The sequence below is a fragment of the Leucobacter sp. USCH14 genome, assembly GCF_037619215.1.
GTDB lineage: Bacteria > Actinomycetota > Actinomycetes > Actinomycetales > Microbacteriaceae > Leucobacter.
Window position 1 is genome coordinate 198,953 of the sequence record NZ_JAQPZP010000001.1, and the last position, 17,934, is coordinate 216,886.

The window sequence follows — 17,934 nt, forward strand, 5'->3', positions numbered from 1 at the left end:
GCTCCAGGGTGCGCGGGGGAACCCGACCTAGACTTGCCGAGTGATGCGCACCCGAGTAACCGCCATCCTGGTCGCCCAGCGGGGCGGCGAGTGGCTCGATCAGACCATAGCCGGCATCGCCGGGCAGACCCTCGCGCCCGCCAACATCATCGCCGTCAACAACGGCGGGTCCGACGATGTCCGGGAGCAGTTGCTCTCGAGCGGCGCGGAGCGAGTCGTCGGCATTCCGTCGCGCGTCGCGTTCGGTCAAGCGGTGGCGCGCGCGGTCGAGGCGATGGCACCCCTGTCGAGCGAGGGCAACGCGGGCGTGCGCCCCGACGCTCCGCTGACGCGTCAGGGGGAGGGGCAGCCGCGCCTGCTGCCCGGCACCGCACCCGATGAATGGATCTGGCTGCTCAGCGAGGATTCGTGCCCCGAGCCGGCGGCGCTCGAACGCATCGTCAGCACCGTGCAGCGATCTCCGTCGGTGGTCGTCGCCGGCCCGAAGGTCGTCGACTGGGATCACCCGGACCGCATCATCGAACTCGGGCAGAGCCTGACCCGGCACGGTGCCCGCTGGACCCTGCGTCGCCAGGAGCTCGACCAGCAGCAGTACGACCACATGCAAGACGTGCTCGCCGTCGGACCCGTCGGCATGCTCGTGCGTCGCGACATCTGGGAGCAGCTGGGCGGCTTCGATCCGGCGCTTCCGGTGTACGACGACGGCCTCGACTTCTGCGTGCGCGCGCGTCTCGCTGGTCACCGTGTCGAAGTCGCTCCCGCGTCGCGCGTGCGCTTCGCTCAGAGCGGGGTGGCCGGCCCCCGCATCGATCGGCGGCGTTCGGTGCTGCGGCAGGCGCACCGCCAGGCGCGCACCTCGCACCTGCACCGCCGCATCTCGTACGCCCCCGCGTTCGTCGCGTTCTTCGCCTGGCTGGGCCTGCCGATCTACGCCGTGCTGCGCGTGCTGTGGGCGTTGATCCGCGAACAACCCGGATACATGGTCGGCGAGTTCGTCGCGACGTTCGCGGTCTTCTTCCGACCGCACGCGATCCTCGCCTCCCGACGTCGCATCAGAGCGCACTCGTCCGCCGGGTGGTCGGCGGTGCGCCAGCTGCGCATCGACCCCAAGAGCGTGCGCACCGCGCGCATGATCGACCGCGAAGCGATCCTCGCCTCCTCGGGGCGGCAGCGTCGCGAGATGCACTTCATCTCCACGGGCGGCCTCGCGGTGCTCTCCGCCGCCGCGGTCGCGGCCGTGGTGCTGACCTGGTGGGCGTTTCCGCAGACCAGCCTCTTCGGGGGCGGCCTCGCGCCGTTGAGTCCGCTCGACCAGCTCTGGGCGAATACCCGTCCCGTCGACGGCATTCCCGCAGACCCGTTCACGTGGGTGCTCGCGCTCATCGGATCGCTGACGTTCTGGAACCCGTCGCACGCGGTCGTGCTGCTGATGATCGTCTCGATCCCGCTCACCGCACTGGGCGCATGGATCTGGGCCGCTCAGCTCACCGACTCGAAGGCGGGCCGCGCCCTGCTCGCCCTCGGATTCGCGCTCAGCCCGGTGCTGCTCGGATCGCTCGAAGCCGGACGTCTGCAGACGCTGGTGCTCGCCGTCGTGCTGCCGTGGTTGCTGCTCGCCGCATCCCGGTGCCGGGAGTCGTGGAGCTGGGCGGGAACCGCTTCGCTGCTCGCGGCCGCGGCGCTCGCCTCCGCGCCGATCCTCATGCCGGCGGCGATCATCATGCTCGTTCTGGGCCTCTTCACGACGCTGCGCGGCGTCGCCCGCGTGCTGACGACCGCACTCGTTCCCGCGATCCTCTTCGCACCGAAGATCTTCACCGGTATCGTGTCGGGCCGTCCGCTCGACCTGCTGCTCGACCCGGGCATCAACTCGCCATTCGAGCCCGGTACGACATGGCATCTCCTGATCGGCTACCCCGAGTTCGGGCTTGAGGGCTGGGCGGGCATCCTCGACGGCATCGGCCTGGGCGGCCCCCCGGCGACCCTGCTGATCGGCGTGCTGATGCTGCCGCTCGCACTGCTCGCGCTCCTGGGCCTCTTCACCGGTCGCGTCGCGGTGACGCTGCTGCACTCGGCGCTCGGTGCGCTCGGCCTCGCAACCGCGGTGGCGGCCGGCCAGCTGCAGCTCACGGCGGCGGGCGAGGCGAGTATCTCGGTATGGACGGGATCGGGGCTCGCGCTGTACTGGATCGCGCTGCTCGGCTTGGGAGCCGTCGGTGCGAGTGCGCTGCGACGCGGTGCCGCTCCGGTCGTCGCGGTCGCCCTCGCGGCGGCGATCATCGCGGTCATCCCGGTTTCCGCGCAGCTGGTGCTCAATCGAGCTCCGTTCGTGTCGGCGGCCGAGCAGATGCCCGCGCTGGTGCAGGCGGCGGGAGAGACGGACCCCGGAGTGCGCACGCTCGTGATCACCGCCGAGGGAGACCACGCCGTCCGCGCAGAGCTCGTGACGGGCAGCGGTCTGCGACTCGACGAGATCCGCACCGCGCTCACCACGCCCGTGGAACGAGCGGCGGATCGGCAGATCGCCGAACTCGTCGCCGGTCTCGCCAGTATCGGCGGTGCCGATGTGACCGATGCACTGCGCGACGCCGGCGTGGGCTTCGTGCTCCTGCCCAGCGGCGGAGACGATGTGGAGCGTTCGGAGCTGCAGCGGGTGTTCGACCAGCACCAGGCTCTCGCGAGTGCCGGGCTCACCGAGCAGGGGTTGCTCTGGCGCGTGCAGCACACGCAGGGCCAGGACGCCGAAGTCGGCGACTCGGCTACGCGTCTGGGCGGCACCTCCCTCAGCGGCACGACGATCTGGGCCGTGCAGCTCGCCGTGCTCTTCGGCGTGCTGCTGCTCGCGCTCCCGACCGCCGAGGTCACCTGGCGGCCCGAGAAGCGCAAGCGCCCGTCGCGACGTCGTCGTCGTCCGCGCTCCGCCGCGGTGAAGCCCGCCGCGCCGGCACCGGAGGCCCACCCGGTGGAGGGCGACCCCGCCCAGGATTCCGTGCGCGAAGGCTCGAGTGCTCCGACGTCGGAGGCAGCGGGCGAACCGAACGCAGACGATGCCGGAGAGCCGGACGCCGGAGAGTCGACCACCGGAGAGCCGGAGACCGGAGAGTCCACCACCGGCGAGCAGAGGGTCGGAGAGCCGAACGACGAAGAGACGAACACCGAAGAGACGCACGCCGGAGAGACGAACGGAGAGAAACGATGACGGATCGTTCACGGCTGCTGCGCGGCGGAGCTCGAGCTGCGACCGGGCTCCTCGTCGTCGCCGCCGCTGCGGCGGGCGTCGTGCTCGTCGGGAACGTGCCGCTGCCCGCGGTCGCACGAGAGCCGCTCGCACTGACCGTGGACACGACGCAGGATACGTCTCGCACGCTGACCTGCGCGGGGTCGTTCTCCGAGCTCGGCGCGGATCCCGAACGGCCGGGGGTCGCGATCCCCGTCGGTGAAGCTGGGCTCGCCACGTCGGGATCGCCGTCGGACAGCGCCACCCTGGGGCGCGGCGAGGGAGCGGGCCTTCCCGGGGTGGTGTCGGCGCCGATGTCGGAGCCGCTCGCGGGTGCGCAGTTCCAGGCGATCGACTCCGAGACCCTGCGGGGCGCGGCGGCGAGCAGCTGCGCCGAGCCGAACAACGAGCAGTGGCTCATCGGCGGGGCTTCGTCGCTCGGCTTCGCGACGACGCTCAGCCTCGGGAACCCGGGTACCGTTCCGGCCACGGTGTCGATCACCGTGTACGACGAGAACGGGGCGGTCGACGCCCTGCAGACGGCCGGCGTGATCGTCGCGCCCGGCACGCAGCAGACCGTGTCGCTCAACGGATACGCGCCGGATCGCGAACGTCTCGCCGTGCGCGTGGAGAGCACCGGAGCTCCGGTCACGGCGCATCTGGGCGTCGCGCAGAGCTCGGGCATCACGCCGTTCGGCATCTCGGGCGTGACGCCGCAGACCGATCCCGCGACCTCGCTCGTCATCCCGGCCATCGAGAACGCCGATGGCGATGGTCGAGGGCCGAACGATTCCGGCGAGGGCGACGCCTTCCCGGTGATCGTGCGCGCGCTCGCTCCCGGCGAGGCAGGGGGCAGCGCGACGGTGCGCGCCCTCGACGAGAACGGGAAGAGCACCGACGTCGGGCAGATCGAGCTGGCGCCGAATGCGGTCGGCGAGTTGAGTGTGACGACCCTTCCCGCAGGCGCAAATGCGCTCGTCATCGATGCAGACGTTCCGATCATCGCGGGGGCGGTGGGGTCGGCCGATGACGCCGACACCCGCGAGCACGACTTCGAATGGTTCACTCCGGCACCCGTCATCGCCGCCGACACCGAGGTCGCGGCAGCCGTCGTGTCGGGCGGGCGAATGATCGTCGTCAATCCATCGGACACTGCAGCGGAGGTCACGATCTCGCGAGCAGACGGGAAGGGCAAGGACACGAGTGCGACGATCGGGCCGGGCGCAGCCGTCGCGCTGACCGCACCCGCAGGTGCGCTCATCACGAGCTCGGAGCCGGTGTACGCGGGAGTGCGGTACGTCACGGACACGGCGATCGCGGGATACCCGATTCTCGCCCCGGATCCGCGGGACGGCACGCTGACGGTCTACCCGCGATAGGCGACGTACACTGAAGGCATGTTCGGTCGTCGACGAGCCTCCTCACGGGGCACTCCCGCAGCTCCGTCCCGTGCTCGGGCTTCGCGGCATGGACGACGTCCGATCCGATCCTCGCTGACCGGGCCGACGCTCCCCGACCCCGAGGGCCGCTTCCGCAGATTCGAAGCGGATGCTCGCGCCGCTGTGGAAGTGGTGCAGGGGTACCTCGCCGATGAGTTGCAGGGGGTGCGCTTCGGCTTCCAGACCGCGCCCTCGGGCGATGGCGAGAGCCAGCTTCCACTCCTCTACATGATCGACCGGCCGTCGAAGAGCATCGTGCTGTACCGCATGCCGATCCAGCGGGCGAAGACGCTGCACGTCGACGACGCCGAGCATCGGCGCGCGTTCCTCGAGTACTGCGTGTACCGCGCCGCGTGCGAGTACCTCGGCGCCGACCCGTGGGACTTGGTACCCGGTCGGTTCGAGCACTACTGACGCCGCCGCGCGGCCGGGGCGCGGTTCGCCGAGAGGGGCGAGCGGGGCGACACTCCGCGGATCCTGAAGCTTTGCAGACATAATGGAGCCATGAGCGCGCGCATCTTGGTGGTAGACGACGACAGAGCTCTGGCCGAAATGCTGGGGATGGTGCTGCAGGCCGAAGGATTCGTCACGGAGCACTCGGCCGATGGCACGGATGCTGTCGAGCGCTTCCGCGACATGCGCCCCGACCTCGTGCTGCTCGATGTCATGCTGCCCGGCCTCGACGGCATCGAGGTCGCCGAGAAGATCCGGGCCGAGTCGGGCACCCCGATCATCATGCTGACCGCCCGCACCGATACCCGCGACGTCGTTCGGGGCCTCGAAGCGGGTGCGGACGACTACGTCGTGAAGCCGTTCAACCCGGCGGAGCTCATCGCCCGGATCCGCGCGCGTCTGCGCGAGCCGCAGCAGGAGAGCGCGGAGTCGCTGCGCATCGGCGACCTGACGATCGACGTGTCGGCGCACGAGGTGCGACGCGGCTCGCAGCCCATTCCGCTGACCCCGCTCGAGTTCGACCTGCTCGCGATCCTGGCCCGCAAACCGCAGCAGGTGTTCACGCGCGAGGTGCTGCTCGAGAAGGTGTGGGGCTACCAGTACAAGGCGGACACGCGCCTGGTGAACGTGCACGTGCAGCGCCTGCGCGCGAAGATCGAGCAGGATCCCGATCACCCGACCATCGTCACGACCGTGCGGGGCGTCGGGTACCGGGCCGGCACCGCCGTCGAGTAGGCGAGCGCAATGACGCGCGCCCGCCGCTCCCGCATCGTCACCGCCCTGCGGCGGGCGCGATTGCGCTGGCTGCGGTTCTCGGAGCCGGTGCTCGGGCGATTCCGCGCCCGATGGCGTCGGTCGCTCATGGTGCGCACCATGACGGTGACGGGCCTCGTCACGGGCTTCATCGTGCTGACCGCCGGCCTCTTCATCCTCGGCAGCGTCGCGAGCGACCTGTACTCCTCCCGCCAGGAGCAGGCTCTGCAGGATTCCGCGCGTGCGACGCTCGCCGCGCAGCGGCAGATCGACGCGTCCGAGGCGTCGGATCGCGGAGCGCTCTCGACGCTCGCGGCGTCCGTGCGCCGAACCGTGCGAGACACGACATCGAGCCAGATGGTGTATCTGCGCAGACAGGCCGGGCAGGAGCCGTTCGCCGATGCTCCTCCGCCGTCGTTCACGAGTTCTCTGCTGCCCGAGGCCGTCACCCCTGAGCTCTCGCACGCCGTCGAGGAGGGAACCGCGGCGCAGCATTGGCAGGCGGTCACCTTCATCGAGGAGGACGGGTCGCCGGCCCCCGGCATCGTCGTGGGCTCGAGCGTGACGTTCCCGGCGGGAGCGGGCACCTACGACCTCTTCATCGGATACAACCTCGCCGACACGCAGGACACGCTGTCGTTTGTGCAGCGGACGCTGCTGATCACGGCTGCGGCGATGATGGCGTTCATCGGTGTGCTCGTGTGGATCATGTCGCGCATCGTCTTCCGGCCGATCCGATCCGCCGCTGCGGCGAGCCGCCGTCTCGCCTCCGGCGAGAGCGACGCCCGGATGCCGCTGCAGAACGACGAGCACTTCGACGTGCTCTCCGAGGGCTTCAACGACATGGCCGAGACCCTGCAGATGCGCATCCAAGAGCTCGACCAGCTCTCGGAGATGCAGCAGCGCTTCGTCTCCGACGTCTCGCACGAATTGCGCACCCCCCTGACGACGGTTCGCCTCGCCAGCCAGGTGCTCCAGGGGAGCACGCAGGGCCTCGAGCCCGGTCAGCAGCGCGCCGTCGAGGTGCTCGGGGCGCAGATCGACCGGTTCGAGTCGTTGCTCGAAGACCTGCTCGAGATCTCGAGGTACGACGCCGGGCGGGTCACCCTCGAGACGGAGCCCACCAACCTCGTATCCCTGGCGACGGAGGTGGTCGAGGGGCTGCAGCCGCTCTCGCCGGGAATCATCGAAGTCCGTGCTCTGGGCGGGTACGCGCCGATCGATGTCGACGCGCGTCGCATTCGCCGCATCGTCTCGAATCTCGTCGGCAACGCGATCGAGCACGGCGAGGGTGGCAGCATTCTGGTCTCGATCGATTCGAACGCCAGTGCCGTATCTCTGTCGGTGCGGGATTGGGGCATCGGAATGAAAGAGGAGGACCTGGCGCACGTGTTCGATCGCTTCTGGCGCGCGGACCCGTCGCGGAAGCGGACGCTCGGCGGCACAGGTCTCGGACTCGCGATCGCTCAGGAGGACGCGGCGGTGCACGGCGGCATTCTGGAGGCGTGGTCGCAGCTCGGCGTCGGAACGAACTTCAGGCTCACCCTGCCGCGCGGCGAGAGCGTCACGAGTTTCATGTCTCCGCTCCCGCTGATCCCCGAGGACATCACGGCCGACCAGAGCGACCCGCGCGCGACGGGTGGTTGGCTCAGGCGGCCGGGGCGACGGATCCGGAAGGAAGGCCGAAAGTGAATCGATTTCGGAGTCGGGCGAGGGTGAACGGGCGTGCGCCTGCGAGGGCGATAGCCCTCGCGATCCTCGCGATCGCGTCGCTCGTGCTCACCGCCTGCAACACGATCCCGACCTCCGGCCCGGTGCAGGTCGGAGCCGAAGACCTGGAGCAGGCGGAGCAGCCGGTGCAGTTCAACGCGGCGGGGCCGGCCGAGGGGTCGTCCCAGGAGGACGTCGTGCGCGGCTTCGTGCTCGCAGCGGTGTCGAGTGCTGAGGACTACGCCACCGCCCGGGAATTCCTGTCGCCCGACTACGCGAAGCAGTGGGACCCCTCGTCGAACGTGCTCGTCGACGACGGCAGCCGCCCGTACACGGCGAACGACGACGGATCCGGCACGCTCGAGGTCTCTGCGCTCGCCAAAGTCGACGCAGAGGGATTCATGCTGCCGGTCGAGCCGGGCGCGAACACGGAGCTGCGATTCGAGCTCGAGCGCATCGGCGGCGAATGGCGGATCTCGTCGGCTCCGAACGGCATCATCCTGGATACGACGACGTTCACGGCGATCTGGGCGCCCCACCAGCTGTACTTCGTCGGCCCGGGGGAGATCATGGTGCCCGAGACGCGCTGGTTCATGACCCGCGCCGCGTTGCCGACGGAGATCGTCAGCGCACTGCTCGAGGGACCCGGGGAGCGCATGTCGGGCGTACTGCACAGCGGCTTCCCGACGGGGACGACGCTCGTCACAAACTCGGTACCGATCGAGAACGGCCGAGCGCAGATCGACCTTTCGGGGAATCTGCTGGAGGCGAGCCCGATGGCGATGGCCGAAGTGCGCCAGCAGTTGCGGCTGAGCCTGCAGACGGTGCAGAGCGTGAACGGGTACGACCTGTCGGCCGAAGGCACGCAGATCCGCTCCGAAGCCCGGAGCGACGCGGTGGCGCCGCGCCTGCTCAACGACGTCACCGACCCCGCCGTGCTCGTGGGGGAGCAGTTCGGCACGATCGTGGCCGGCCAATTCGTGGAGATGCCGGGGTTCGCGACGTCGCTGAGCGAGTACGACCCGAGCGCGATCACGTTGAACCCCGAATCCACTGCCGCTGCGATCCGCAATGCGCGGGGCATCACCCGCGTGGACGCCCTCGGTGTCGTGCCGATCGACGAGCGCGCAGGACTCCTGGCTCCGATGTTCGACATCTTCGACTACGTGTGGACGGTGCAGGCGACGGCTCCGCAGACCCTGCGTGCCGTGACCCGCGATGGAGCGGTGACGGAGGTCGCCGCCCCCTGGCTCGCAGGTCGAACGCCGGTCGCCGTGCGCCTGTCGCCGGACGGGATGCGCATCGCGGCACTCGTGCGCGACGAGCAGGGGAGCCAGGTGCTGGTCGCCGGTGTGGAGCGAGACGCCGATGGGGTGCCGGTGCGCACCACCGACGAGGCCGATGTGCAGTTGTGGACGACCGGAGATCCGGTCGACCTGGACTGGGTCGGGCAGACCCGATTCGCCGTGCTCTCCAAAGCCGACTCGACGAGCCGGGTCACCATCGGCGGGGTCGGTCTGATCTCATCCGAGCAGGGCGGCGTGCAGGGCGGTGTGCAACTCGCCGGCGGATCCGCGCGCTCTCAGCTCCGGGTACTGAGTTCGAAGGGCGATCTCTACAGCTCCCAGGGAAGCGGGTGGCAGCGCGCCCTGACGGGCATCGAGTTGCTCGCGAAGCACGGGTGATCGCTCCGATCTTCGCCCACACGGGTCCGCTCTCGACGGTGAGACGCACGTTCCCCACCGGTTCACGCTGACGACGAGATCGCGGCGCGCGGTGAAGCACGCTGGAAGCATGGTCTCCTCCCGTCTGCCCCGTCTGCCCCGACTGCCCAGTCTGTCCCGACTGCATGAAGTGGCGCTCGATCTCGCCGCACTCGTGTGGCCGACCGCGTGCGTCGCTTGCGGGGCGGATGACCGGGACTGCTGCACGGATTGCCGCGCGCGATTGCGCGAGCTGCCCGAAATGCCGACGCGCGAGCTCGATGGGGTCGCCTGTCTGGTGCGCGGCGCCTACGCGGGGCCGTTGCGCGCTGTGCTCGTGGCGTTCAAGCACGACGGGCGCGTCGGGTTCTGCCGACTGCTGGCCGACGAGCTGCGGGCTCCGCTGCTGCAGGCGATACGGCTCGCATCGACGCACGCCCACGGGCCGTCCAGCGCACCGATCGTCGTGCCGATGCCCTCCCGCCCGCGCGGCGAGCGCAAGCGGGGGTACCGTCACCTCGATCAGCTCATCGCTGCCGCGCTCCGAGTGCCGCGTGCGCCAGCGCTGCGCGTGCGCGCCCTGCGAACGACCAGTGGCCGCGTCGGGCAGGTCGGCCTGCGGGCATCGGAGCGGGAGCGGAATGCGCGGCGGATCGCCGTGCGCTCGTCGGTTCGACGCCTCCTTCGCGGCCGCAGCGTCGTGCTCGTCGACGACATCATCACGACCGGGGCGAGCATGCGAGCCGGGCGAGAGGCACTGGAGCAGGCGGGTGCGAACGTCGTCGCGATGGTCGCGCTGTGCATCGCCGAACGGCGCGATGCGACAGAGGATCCTGCGAAGTCGCGGATGAAATTCTGAGGAGGTGGAATCGCGTCGCGCGAGTGGAGTAGAGTTCGAGAAAGGCGTAACGGTGCGCCAGATGGCACACCCGCCTGAGTTATAGGGGAGGTCACCATGGACGTGAACATCCGCGGCAAGAACGTCGGGATTACCGATCGCTTCGAGAGTTATGTCGAAGCGAAGACGGACAAGGTCGAGGGGCTGCTGCCCCGGGCCCAGGCGTTCGAAGTGAGAGTCTCCCGGCAGAGCGATCGGAGCCCGCAACACGGTGATCACGTCGAGATCACTCTCATCGGCCCCGGGCCTGTGATTCGCGCCGAATCGGCTGGTGGGGACAAGTACTCGGCGTTCGACATCGCCTACGGGCGCGTACTCGAGCGCATTCGTCGCATGAAGGACAAGCGACAGGATCGCCGCGGCCGCGGACGCACGTCGCTCGCAGACGCTGCAGCGAACGACTTCAAAACGATCGATGTCACTCCCGCCCCCCTCGAAGTGCTCGAGGCCGTCGCGACCGGAGAGGTGCCGGTCGTGAACTCGGAGGAGCAGGACTACTCGCCGGTCGTCATCCGCACGAAGGAATTCCCCGCGGAGCGCATGGGCGTCGAAGACGCCGTCGACCGCATGGAACTCGTCGGCCATGACTTCTTCCTCTTCATCGAAGAGGAGGGCGGAAGCCCGAGCGTGGTGTACCGCCGCAAGGGCTGGAACTACGGGGTGATCTCGCTCTCAGAGACCGCGTAATCGCATCGCTCACCGTCCGCCGGTCGGGCGGTCGGAGCGGGTCGTCCTCCGACGACACGGCTCCGACCCGCTCAACCGGCGGACGTGCGTGTGCGGCGCGCGTCCCATCCCCAGCGCAGTACATTGCCGAATGCTTCGAGCACGATGCCGAACGTCATCTTCGAACGACCGTCGGCGCGCTCGACGAAGGTGATGGGAACCTCGGCGATCGGGCATCCGAGTTGTTCGAGTCTCCAAGCCGTCTCCACCTGGAACCCGTACCCCTGAGAGTCGAGCGTCGAGAGGTCGATGCGGCGGAGCCAGTCGACGTCGGCGACCCGGAAGCCGCTCGTCAGGTCGTGCAATCGCGAGCCGAGTACGGCGCGGGCGAACCAGGTGCCGCCGCGAGAGATCCAGCGGCGATGGGCCGGCCAGTTCACGATGCGCCCGCCGTCGATCCATCTCGTCCCGATCGTGAGCCCGGCTCCGGCCCGGGCGGCGGCGATCAGTGCGGGCAGATCCCTCGCCTGATGCGACCCGTCGGCGTCCATTGCCACGACGAAGCGATAGCCGCTGCTGATCGCGACGCCGAAGCCGTGCACGTACGCGGTTCCCAGCCCGAGCTTTCCGGTGCGATGATGCACCGACACCAGCTCGTCGCTCCGGGATATCTCGTCGGCCAAGACCCCGGTTCCGTCCGGGCTCCCGTCGTCGATGATGAGGATGTGCGCGGACGGAAGACGATCGCGGATGCCGCTGACGACCGCGGTCAGCGAAGCGCGCTCGTTGTAGGTGGGGAGCACCACGAGCGCCTCTCCCTCTGCCTGCGGCATGGAGTCCCTTCGATCGGTGATGCGCGAAGCGGGACCTCGCGCTCCCGAGGGCCGAGACGTACCGCGACTCCATATTGGCATCTCCTCAGCCGGGAGTGAGCATGCCGTTGCTAAGCTGAGGAGTTGTCACATTGTGGCAACGGCGGTGATCCCGAACCCTGGGCAACCACACCGCGCGGAACGTACAGGAGAGACAACGTGGCGACAGTTCTCGAGAAGCTTCTTCGCGTCGGCGAAGGACGCATCCTGAAGAAGCTCGAGCGGCAGGCGAAGCTCGTAGCGAATCTGGAGAGCACCTTCGCAGACCTCAGCGACGAAGAGCTTCGCGAGGAGACCACGGAATTCCGCGAGCGCCTCGAGAAGGGCGAGACACTCGACGATCTGCTGCCCGAGGCATTCGCCGCGGTTCGCGAGGCGGCGAAGCGCACGATCGGCCTGAATCCGTTCCCGGTGCAGATCATGGGTGGCGCCAACCTTCACAACGGCAACATCTCCGAGATGAAGACCGGTGAGGGCAAGACGCTCGTCGCAACGATGCCCGCGTACCTGAACGCTCTCGCGGGCAAGGGCGTGCACATCGTCACGGTCAACGACTACCTCGCGACGTACCAGAGCGAGCTCATGGGGCGCGTCTTCCGTGCGCTGGGGCTCACGACGGGCTGCATCGTCTCCGGCCAGGATCCCGCGACGCGTCGCGAGCAGTACAACGCCGACATCACGTACGGCACGAACAACGAGTTCGGCTTCGACTACCTGCGCGACAACATGGCCTCCGCCTCGTCGGAGCGCGTGCAGCGCGGGCACTTCTTCGCCATCATCGACGAGGTCGACTCGATCCTCATTGACGAGGCCCGCACGCCCCTCATCATCTCGGGCCCCGCTTCGGGCGAGGCCAACCGGTGGTTCGCGGAGTTCGCGCGCATCGCGCGCAAGCTCGAGGCGGGCGTCGATTTCGAGGTCGACGAGAAGAAGCGCACGGTCGGCGTGCTCGAACCCGGCATCGAGAAGGTCGAGGATCACCTCGGCATCACCAACCTCTACGAATCGGTGAACACACCGCTGATCTCGTTCCTGAACAACTCCATCAAGGCGAGCGCCCTCTTCACACGCGACAAGGACTACGTCGTGCTCAACGGCGAGGTGCTGATCGTCGACGAGCACACCGGCCGCATCCTGGCGGGGCGCCGCTACAACGAGGGCATGCACCAGGCGATCGAGGCGAAGGAAGGGGTGCAGGTCAAGGCCGAGAACCAGATGCTCGCCACGGTGACGCTGCAGAACTACTTCCGCCTCTACGAGAAGCTCTCGGGCATGACGGGTACCGCCGAGACCGAGGCGAGCGAGTTCATGTCGACGTACGGACTCGGCGTCGTGCCGATCCCGACCAACCGCTCGATGCAGCGCAAGGATCAGCCCGACCTCGTGTACAAGAACGAGGAGGCGAAGTTCGCGCAGGTCGTCGTCGACATCGCGGAGCGTCACGAGAAGGGCCAGCCCGTGCTGGTCGGCACGACCAGCGTCGAGAAGAGCGAGTACCTCTCCCGGCTGCTCGCGAAGGCCGGCGTGCGCCACGAGGTGCTGAACGCGAAGAACCATGCTCGCGAGGCCGCGATCATCGCGCAGGCGGGTCGCCTCGGCTCGGTGACGGTGGCCACGAACATGGCGGGCCGCGGCACCGACATCATGCTCGGCGGCAACGCCGAGTTCCTCGCCGTGCAGGAGATGGCTTCGCGGGGCCTGTCGACGGACGATGATCCGGATGCCTACGAGGCGGCGTGGGACGACGTGTTCGCGGCGGTCAAGGAGACCGTGAGCTCGGAGGCCGAGAAGGTCATCGAGGTCGGCGGTCTGTACGTGCTCGGCACCGAGCGCCATGAATCGCGGCGCATCGACAACCAGCTGCGCGGTCGTTCCGGCCGTCAGGGTGATCCGGGCGAGAGCCGCTTCTACCTGTCGCTGGGTGACGACCTCATGCGACTCTTCAACTCCGGCGCTGCGGCCGCGCTGATGAACCGCGACAGCTTCCCCGACGATCTCGCGATCGAGTCGAAGGTCGTGTCGCGCGCCATCCAGAGCGCCCAGAGCCAGGTCGAGCAGCGCAATGCCGAGATCCGCAAGAACGTGCTGAAGTACGACGACGTTCTCGACCGCCAGCGCAAGGCGATCTACAGCGACCGTCAGCAGATCCTGGATGGCGAGGAGATCGAGCCGCGCATCGACGCCTTCCGCGAGCAGACGATCGACGCGATCCTCGACTCCCACGGTCACGAGGGGGAGTGGGACTTCGATGCGCTCTTCAACGACCTTCGCCAGGTGTACCCGGTGGGCCTCACCATCGATGAGCTGGTCGCGGAAGCCGGTGGATCCCGCCGCGTCGATCGGGCATTCCTGCGTCGGGAGATCCTCTCCGATGCGGAGGTCGCCTACACGAAGCGCGAGGAGACGCTGGGGAGCGAGGCGATGCGCGAACTCGAGCGCCGTGTCGTGCTCGCCACCATCGACCGCCGTTGGCGCGATCACCTGTACGAGATGGAGTATCTCAAGGAGGGCATCGGCCTGCGCGCGATGGCCCAGCGAGATCCGCTCGTGGAGTACCAGCGCGAGGGCTTCACCCTCTTCGAGGGCATGATGGGGCAGATCAAGGAGGAGTCCATGGGGCTGCTCTACAACCTCGAGGTCAAGGTGCGACCTGCAGAGGGCCCGCAAGACCACGTGCATCTGGAAGGCGGCGGGCTCGAGGCAGAGCAGACGACCGATCAGTCGAAGCTTAGCTACAGCGCGCCGAATGAGGACGGCGCCCCCGCCGTCACCGGTGCAGAAGCGCCGAAGGCGGCAGCGGGGAAGTCCGCGCAGCAGGCCCGCGGTGCATTCGGGCAGCAGTCGGGCAACGGATCCACGAACCGTGCCGACCGCCGCTCCGCGAAGAAGAAGTAAGGCGCTTGCGCCCTCCGATCTGATCCGTGATCCGCTTCGGCGGACCGACTGAGAGAACCTCATGGCAAACGAGACGAACCCACGTCCCACGAAGAACGAGCGGCGCGCTCAAGCGCGCGTCGAGGCTGCTGCAGCACGCGAGCAGGAGAAGAAGCGGGAGAAGCGCAATCGCCTCTTCCTGCAGGGCGGTATCGCCGTCGGCGTGATCGCCGTGCTCGCGATCGTCGCTCTCGTGCTCACGCAGTCGATCAAGCCCGCCGGCCCCGGGCCGGAGAACATGGCGTCGGGCGGCGTCACGTTCGGCAAGGACCTCAAGGTCGTCACCGGCCCCGCGCTACAGCCCGGCGAGGAACGCGTCGCTCCCGAGTCGAACTTCGATGAACTGCCCGTCGAGGTCACCGTATACGCCGACTACATGTGCCCCTACTGCGGCCAGTTCGAGCAGCAGTACGGCACCATGCTCGAGAACTATGTGGGCGCCGGCGATGTCGAGCTCACGGTGTACCCGCTGAACTTCCTCGACAACGCCTCACTCGGCTCGAAGTACTCGACACGCGCCGCGAACCTGTTCGCGTGCGTCGTCGAACAGCAGCCCGATCACGCGTTCGAGCTGAACAACCTGCTGCTGAGCGCGGATGTCCAGCCGGCGGAGAGCACCACCGGTCTCACCGACGACCAGCTCATCGAGCAGGCCGAAGCCGCCGGAGCCGAGGCCACCACCGAGCTGCGCCAGTGCGTCAAGGATCGCACCTTCGCGAGCTTCATCTCCGCGAACTACAAGCAGGTCAGCGAAGAAGGCATCCTCGGACTCGCAGACGGCGCGCAGATGCTCGGCGCCGACGGGGTCACCCTGCAGAACGCCGGCGATCCGCAGCGGCTCGTGAGCACCCCGACTGTGATCGTCAATGGTCAGCAGTGGAGCCAGAGCCGCGACGGCGATCTCGAGTCGTACCTGCTGAAGGTCAAGAGCGAGCTCGAGCAGCAGGATGCGGCGGCCGACGAGTCGGCTGACGCATCGGCCGACTCCGAGTAAGGCAGACTCAGAGTAAGATAGTCGGGGCGGTCGAGCATTCGTCCGCCCCCATGCCGCCTTAGCTCATCTGGTAGAGCAGCGCCCTTGTAAAGCGCAGGTGGTCGGTTCGAGTCCGACAGGCGGCTCCATTCGCTTCGCTTCCGATTCCGTCGAGTTCCTATTCGAGCGCCGAGAACCCACGCGGTGGGCGTCATTCTCATAGGAGTTCGTCGCGCAGATAGGAAATCGAGGCGCTCAGCCGGAGTAAGGTTGAGCGAGTGCCGCACTCCAAGTTCCCCGTCTGGGCCGCCCTCATCGGGTCGGGGCTCGCGGGCGTGCTCGTCGCGGTGCAGTCGCGCATCAACGGCGGGCTGAGCCAAGAGCTCGGCAACGGGTACGTCACGGCGGCGGTCTCCTTCGGGTCCGGGCTCATCGTCATGTGCATCGCGGTACTCGCGACGCGCCGGGGTCGCACGGGCCTGTCCCGCCTGCGAGCCGAGGTGCGTTCGAGAGCGCTTCCGGTGTGGACACTGTTCGGCGGCGCCGGCGGCGCCTTCTTCGTGCTCGCCCAGGGGCTCGTCACCCCGATCATGGGACTCGCGCTGTTCACCGTCGGCATCGTCGCCGGTCAGGTGCTCGGCGGCCTGATCCTCGATCGCGCGGGTCTCGGCCCGGGCGGGCGCATCGACCCGACCCCGATGCGAGTCGTGGGAACCGTACTGGCGATCGTGGCCGTCGCGCTGTCGGTGGGGTTCGGCGGTGTGCAGGGAGCCTGGCTGATCGTATTTCCCGTCATCATCGGTGTCGGCGTCTCGGCTCAGTCGATGGTGAACGGCCTGGTGCGCGCCGCAGCGCAGAGCGCGGTCACCTCGACGTTCGTGAACTTCGTCGTGGGCACGGCGATCCTCGTCGTGATGGCTGCGGTCTCCGTCGCCGTCCAAGGGTGGCCGACGCAGTGGCCGTCGGCGCCCTACTTCTACATCGGCGGAGTGATCGGCACGCTCTTCATCGCGGTTGCCGCCATGCTCGTGCGCACCGCGGGCGTGCTGCTGCTCAGCATGTCGAACGTCGCGGGGCAACTGCTCGCCTCGGTCGCCTTCGAGGCGGGCGCGCCGCTCGGGGGAGGGCTGACCCAGGGCATGATCGCGGGTTCGGCGGTGGCGCTGCTCGCCGTCGTGATCGCTGCGCTCCCCGGCAGGCGTCGAGCGGCGAACGCCTAGCTCGGGCCGCTGAGGTGCCGGTCGAGGTCCAGCGGCTTGCGCGGCTTCTCGGCACGATCGCGCTCGGGGATCCCGCCCACATGCAACCAGCCGAGCAGATATTCGGGCTTCTTCACGCCGAGCGACTTGCGCACGGCCTTGCTGCGCGTGTGCGACCCGCTCTTCCAGATCGAGCCCCACCCTGATTCGTGTAGAAGCAGGCCGAGGAGGTGCGCGACGCCGCTCGCGACGGCCTCCTGCTCCCAGAGCGGCACCTTGCGGGTGTCGCCCGGGCTGACCACGATGACGAGCACCAGCGGGGCGCGCGTCATCTTCGCGATGTGCTTGCCGCGATCCTCGCCCGACGCCTTCGCGAGCCCTTTGGCGAGCTTCTTGCGATCCTTGCCGCGCAGCTCGATGATGCGCCAGGGGCGCATGCGGGAGTGATCGGAGACGCTTGCCATGACGGCTACGTACTCCTCGAGCTCCTCCCGGCTCGGCGCCTCGTCGGTCACCTTCGAGTGGGAGCGCCGGCGCCGTAGCGCGCGGTACGCCGGGCCGCCGAACTCGCTCATGCGTCTTCGGGTCGGGCGCCGGGCTCGAAGCTCAGCGAGAGCGAGTTCATGCAGTAGCGGTCGCCCGTGGGGGTGCCGAAGCCGTCGGGGAAGACATGGCCGAGGTGCGACCCGCACTGCGCGCAGCGCACTTCGGTGCGGACCATGCCGAGGCTGCGATCCTCGAGCAGCTCCACCGCGCTCGGGCGAACGCTCTCGTAAAAGCTCGGCCAGCCGCACCCCGAGTCGAACTTGGTGCCCGCGACGAACAGCTCGTTGCCGCAGGCTCGGCAGCGGTACAGCCCGTCGCGTTCTTCATCGAGGAGCTCCCCGGTTCCCGCGCGCTCGGTGCCCTGGTTGCGGAGGACGGCGTACTCATCGGGCGCGAGCCGATCGCGCCATTCGCTCTCGCTGAGCTGGAACGGGTAGTCGGCCGAATTGATGGGCTTGCTCATGGCGACCTCCGGTGTGATGGGATTCGGTGGCGTGGATCGGCCAGCCCAGTGTACGCCGCGGGAATGGATGCGGGCCGGGTGCGGCGTTCGCGCTGTGCGGAGCGACAT

The 17,934-nt window shown here is 68.6% G+C and carries 14 protein-coding genes and 1 tRNA gene; 12 read left to right on the forward strand and 3 right to left on the reverse strand.

Features of this window, described 5'->3' with window-relative positions; genetic code table 11:
• Positions 1 to 43 precede the first annotated feature (43 nt).
• From PQI23_RS00885 to hpf, 8 genes are all read left to right on the forward strand, one after another.
• Positions 44 to 3,199 (forward strand): glycosyltransferase, encoded by a 3,156-nt coding sequence (locus tag PQI23_RS00885; protein ID WP_339971137.1) that lies wholly within the window; start codon positions 44 to 46, stop codon positions 3,197 to 3,199.
• Positions 3,196 to 4,596 carry a DUF5719 family protein gene (locus PQI23_RS00890; protein ID WP_339970722.1) on the forward strand — a complete coding sequence of 467 codons (1,401 nt, stop codon included), beginning with the start codon at positions 3,196 to 3,198 and terminating at the stop codon, positions 4,594 to 4,596. The genes PQI23_RS00885 and PQI23_RS00890 overlap by 4 nt, the downstream gene beginning before the upstream one ends.
• Positions 4,597 to 4,614: 18 nt before the next feature.
• Positions 4,615 to 5,070 (forward strand): metallopeptidase family protein, encoded by a 456-nt coding sequence (locus tag PQI23_RS00895; protein WP_339970723.1) that lies wholly within the window; start codon positions 4,615 to 4,617, stop codon positions 5,068 to 5,070.
• A gap of 90 nt (positions 5,071 to 5,160) precedes the next feature.
• Positions 5,161 to 5,844: an MtrAB system response regulator MtrA gene (gene mtrA, locus PQI23_RS00900; RefSeq protein ID WP_339970724.1), complete on the forward strand. Its 684-nt coding sequence runs from the start codon at positions 5,161 to 5,163 to the stop codon at positions 5,842 to 5,844.
• Positions 5,845 to 5,853: 9 nt separating this feature from the next.
• Positions 5,854 to 7,554, forward strand: a complete 1,701-nt coding sequence (gene mtrB / locus PQI23_RS00905) for an MtrAB system histidine kinase MtrB (RefSeq protein WP_339970725.1) — start codon at positions 5,854 to 5,856, stop codon at positions 7,552 to 7,554.
• Positions 7,555 to 7,577: 23 nt separating this feature from the next.
• The gene (locus tag PQI23_RS00910; RefSeq protein ID WP_339970726.1) at positions 7,578 to 9,257 is read left to right on the forward strand and encodes an LpqB family beta-propeller domain-containing protein; all 1,680 of its coding nucleotides are present in this window, start codon (positions 7,578 to 7,580) and stop codon (positions 9,255 to 9,257) included.
• A gap of 109 nt (positions 9,258 to 9,366) precedes the next feature.
• Positions 9,367 to 10,134: a ComF family protein gene (locus tag PQI23_RS00915; protein ID WP_339970727.1), complete on the forward strand. Its 768-nt coding sequence runs from the start codon at positions 9,367 to 9,369 to the stop codon at positions 10,132 to 10,134.
• A 96-nt stretch (positions 10,135 to 10,230) separates the two neighbouring features.
• Positions 10,231 to 10,860, forward strand: coding sequence for a ribosome hibernation-promoting factor, HPF/YfiA family (hpf, locus tag PQI23_RS00920; RefSeq protein ID WP_339970728.1), 630 nt, complete (start codon positions 10,231 to 10,233; stop codon positions 10,858 to 10,860).
• Positions 10,861 to 10,931: 71 nt separating this feature from the next.
• Here the strand turns inward: hpf and PQI23_RS00925 are convergent, their stop codons facing one another.
• A complete protein-coding gene (locus PQI23_RS00925) occupies positions 10,932 to 11,672 on the reverse strand; it encodes a polyprenol monophosphomannose synthase (RefSeq protein WP_339970729.1) in 741 nt (246 codons plus the stop codon).
• A 198-nt stretch (positions 11,673 to 11,870) separates the two neighbouring features.
• On the opposite strand from PQI23_RS00925, the gene secA reads away from it, so the two are divergent.
• The 4 genes from secA to PQI23_RS00945 all read left to right on the forward strand — a co-directional run bounded on the left by secA (position 11,871) and on the right by PQI23_RS00945 (position 16,838).
• Positions 11,871 to 14,606, forward strand: a complete 2,736-nt coding sequence (gene secA, locus PQI23_RS00930; protein ID WP_339970730.1) for a preprotein translocase subunit SecA — start codon at positions 11,871 to 11,873, stop codon at positions 14,604 to 14,606.
• 61 nt (positions 14,607 to 14,667) lie between these two features.
• Positions 14,668 to 15,639: a DsbA family protein gene (locus PQI23_RS00935; RefSeq protein WP_339970731.1), complete on the forward strand. Its 972-nt coding sequence runs from the start codon at positions 14,668 to 14,670 to the stop codon at positions 15,637 to 15,639.
• Positions 15,640 to 15,691: 52 nt separating this feature from the next.
• A tRNA-Thr gene (locus PQI23_RS00940) sits at positions 15,692 to 15,767 on the forward strand.
• 129 nt (positions 15,768 to 15,896) lie between these two features.
• Positions 15,897 to 16,838, forward strand: a complete 942-nt coding sequence (locus PQI23_RS00945) for a DMT family transporter (protein ID WP_339970732.1) — start codon at positions 15,897 to 15,899, stop codon at positions 16,836 to 16,838.
• Here PQI23_RS00945 and PQI23_RS00950 read toward each other — a convergent pair.
• Entirely contained in the window at positions 16,835 to 17,392 is a 558-nt protein-coding gene (locus PQI23_RS00950; RefSeq protein ID WP_339970733.1) for a nitroreductase family protein, read from the reverse strand. The two genes, PQI23_RS00945 and PQI23_RS00950, sit on opposite strands and share 4 nt — an antisense overlap.
• Positions 17,389 to 17,826: a peptide-methionine (R)-S-oxide reductase MsrB gene (gene msrB / locus PQI23_RS00955; RefSeq protein WP_339970734.1), complete on the reverse strand. Its 438-nt coding sequence runs from the start codon at positions 17,824 to 17,826 to the stop codon at positions 17,389 to 17,391. Before msrB ends, PQI23_RS00950 begins: the two co-directional genes overlap by 4 nt.
• Positions 17,827 to 17,934: the final 108 nt, after the last annotated feature.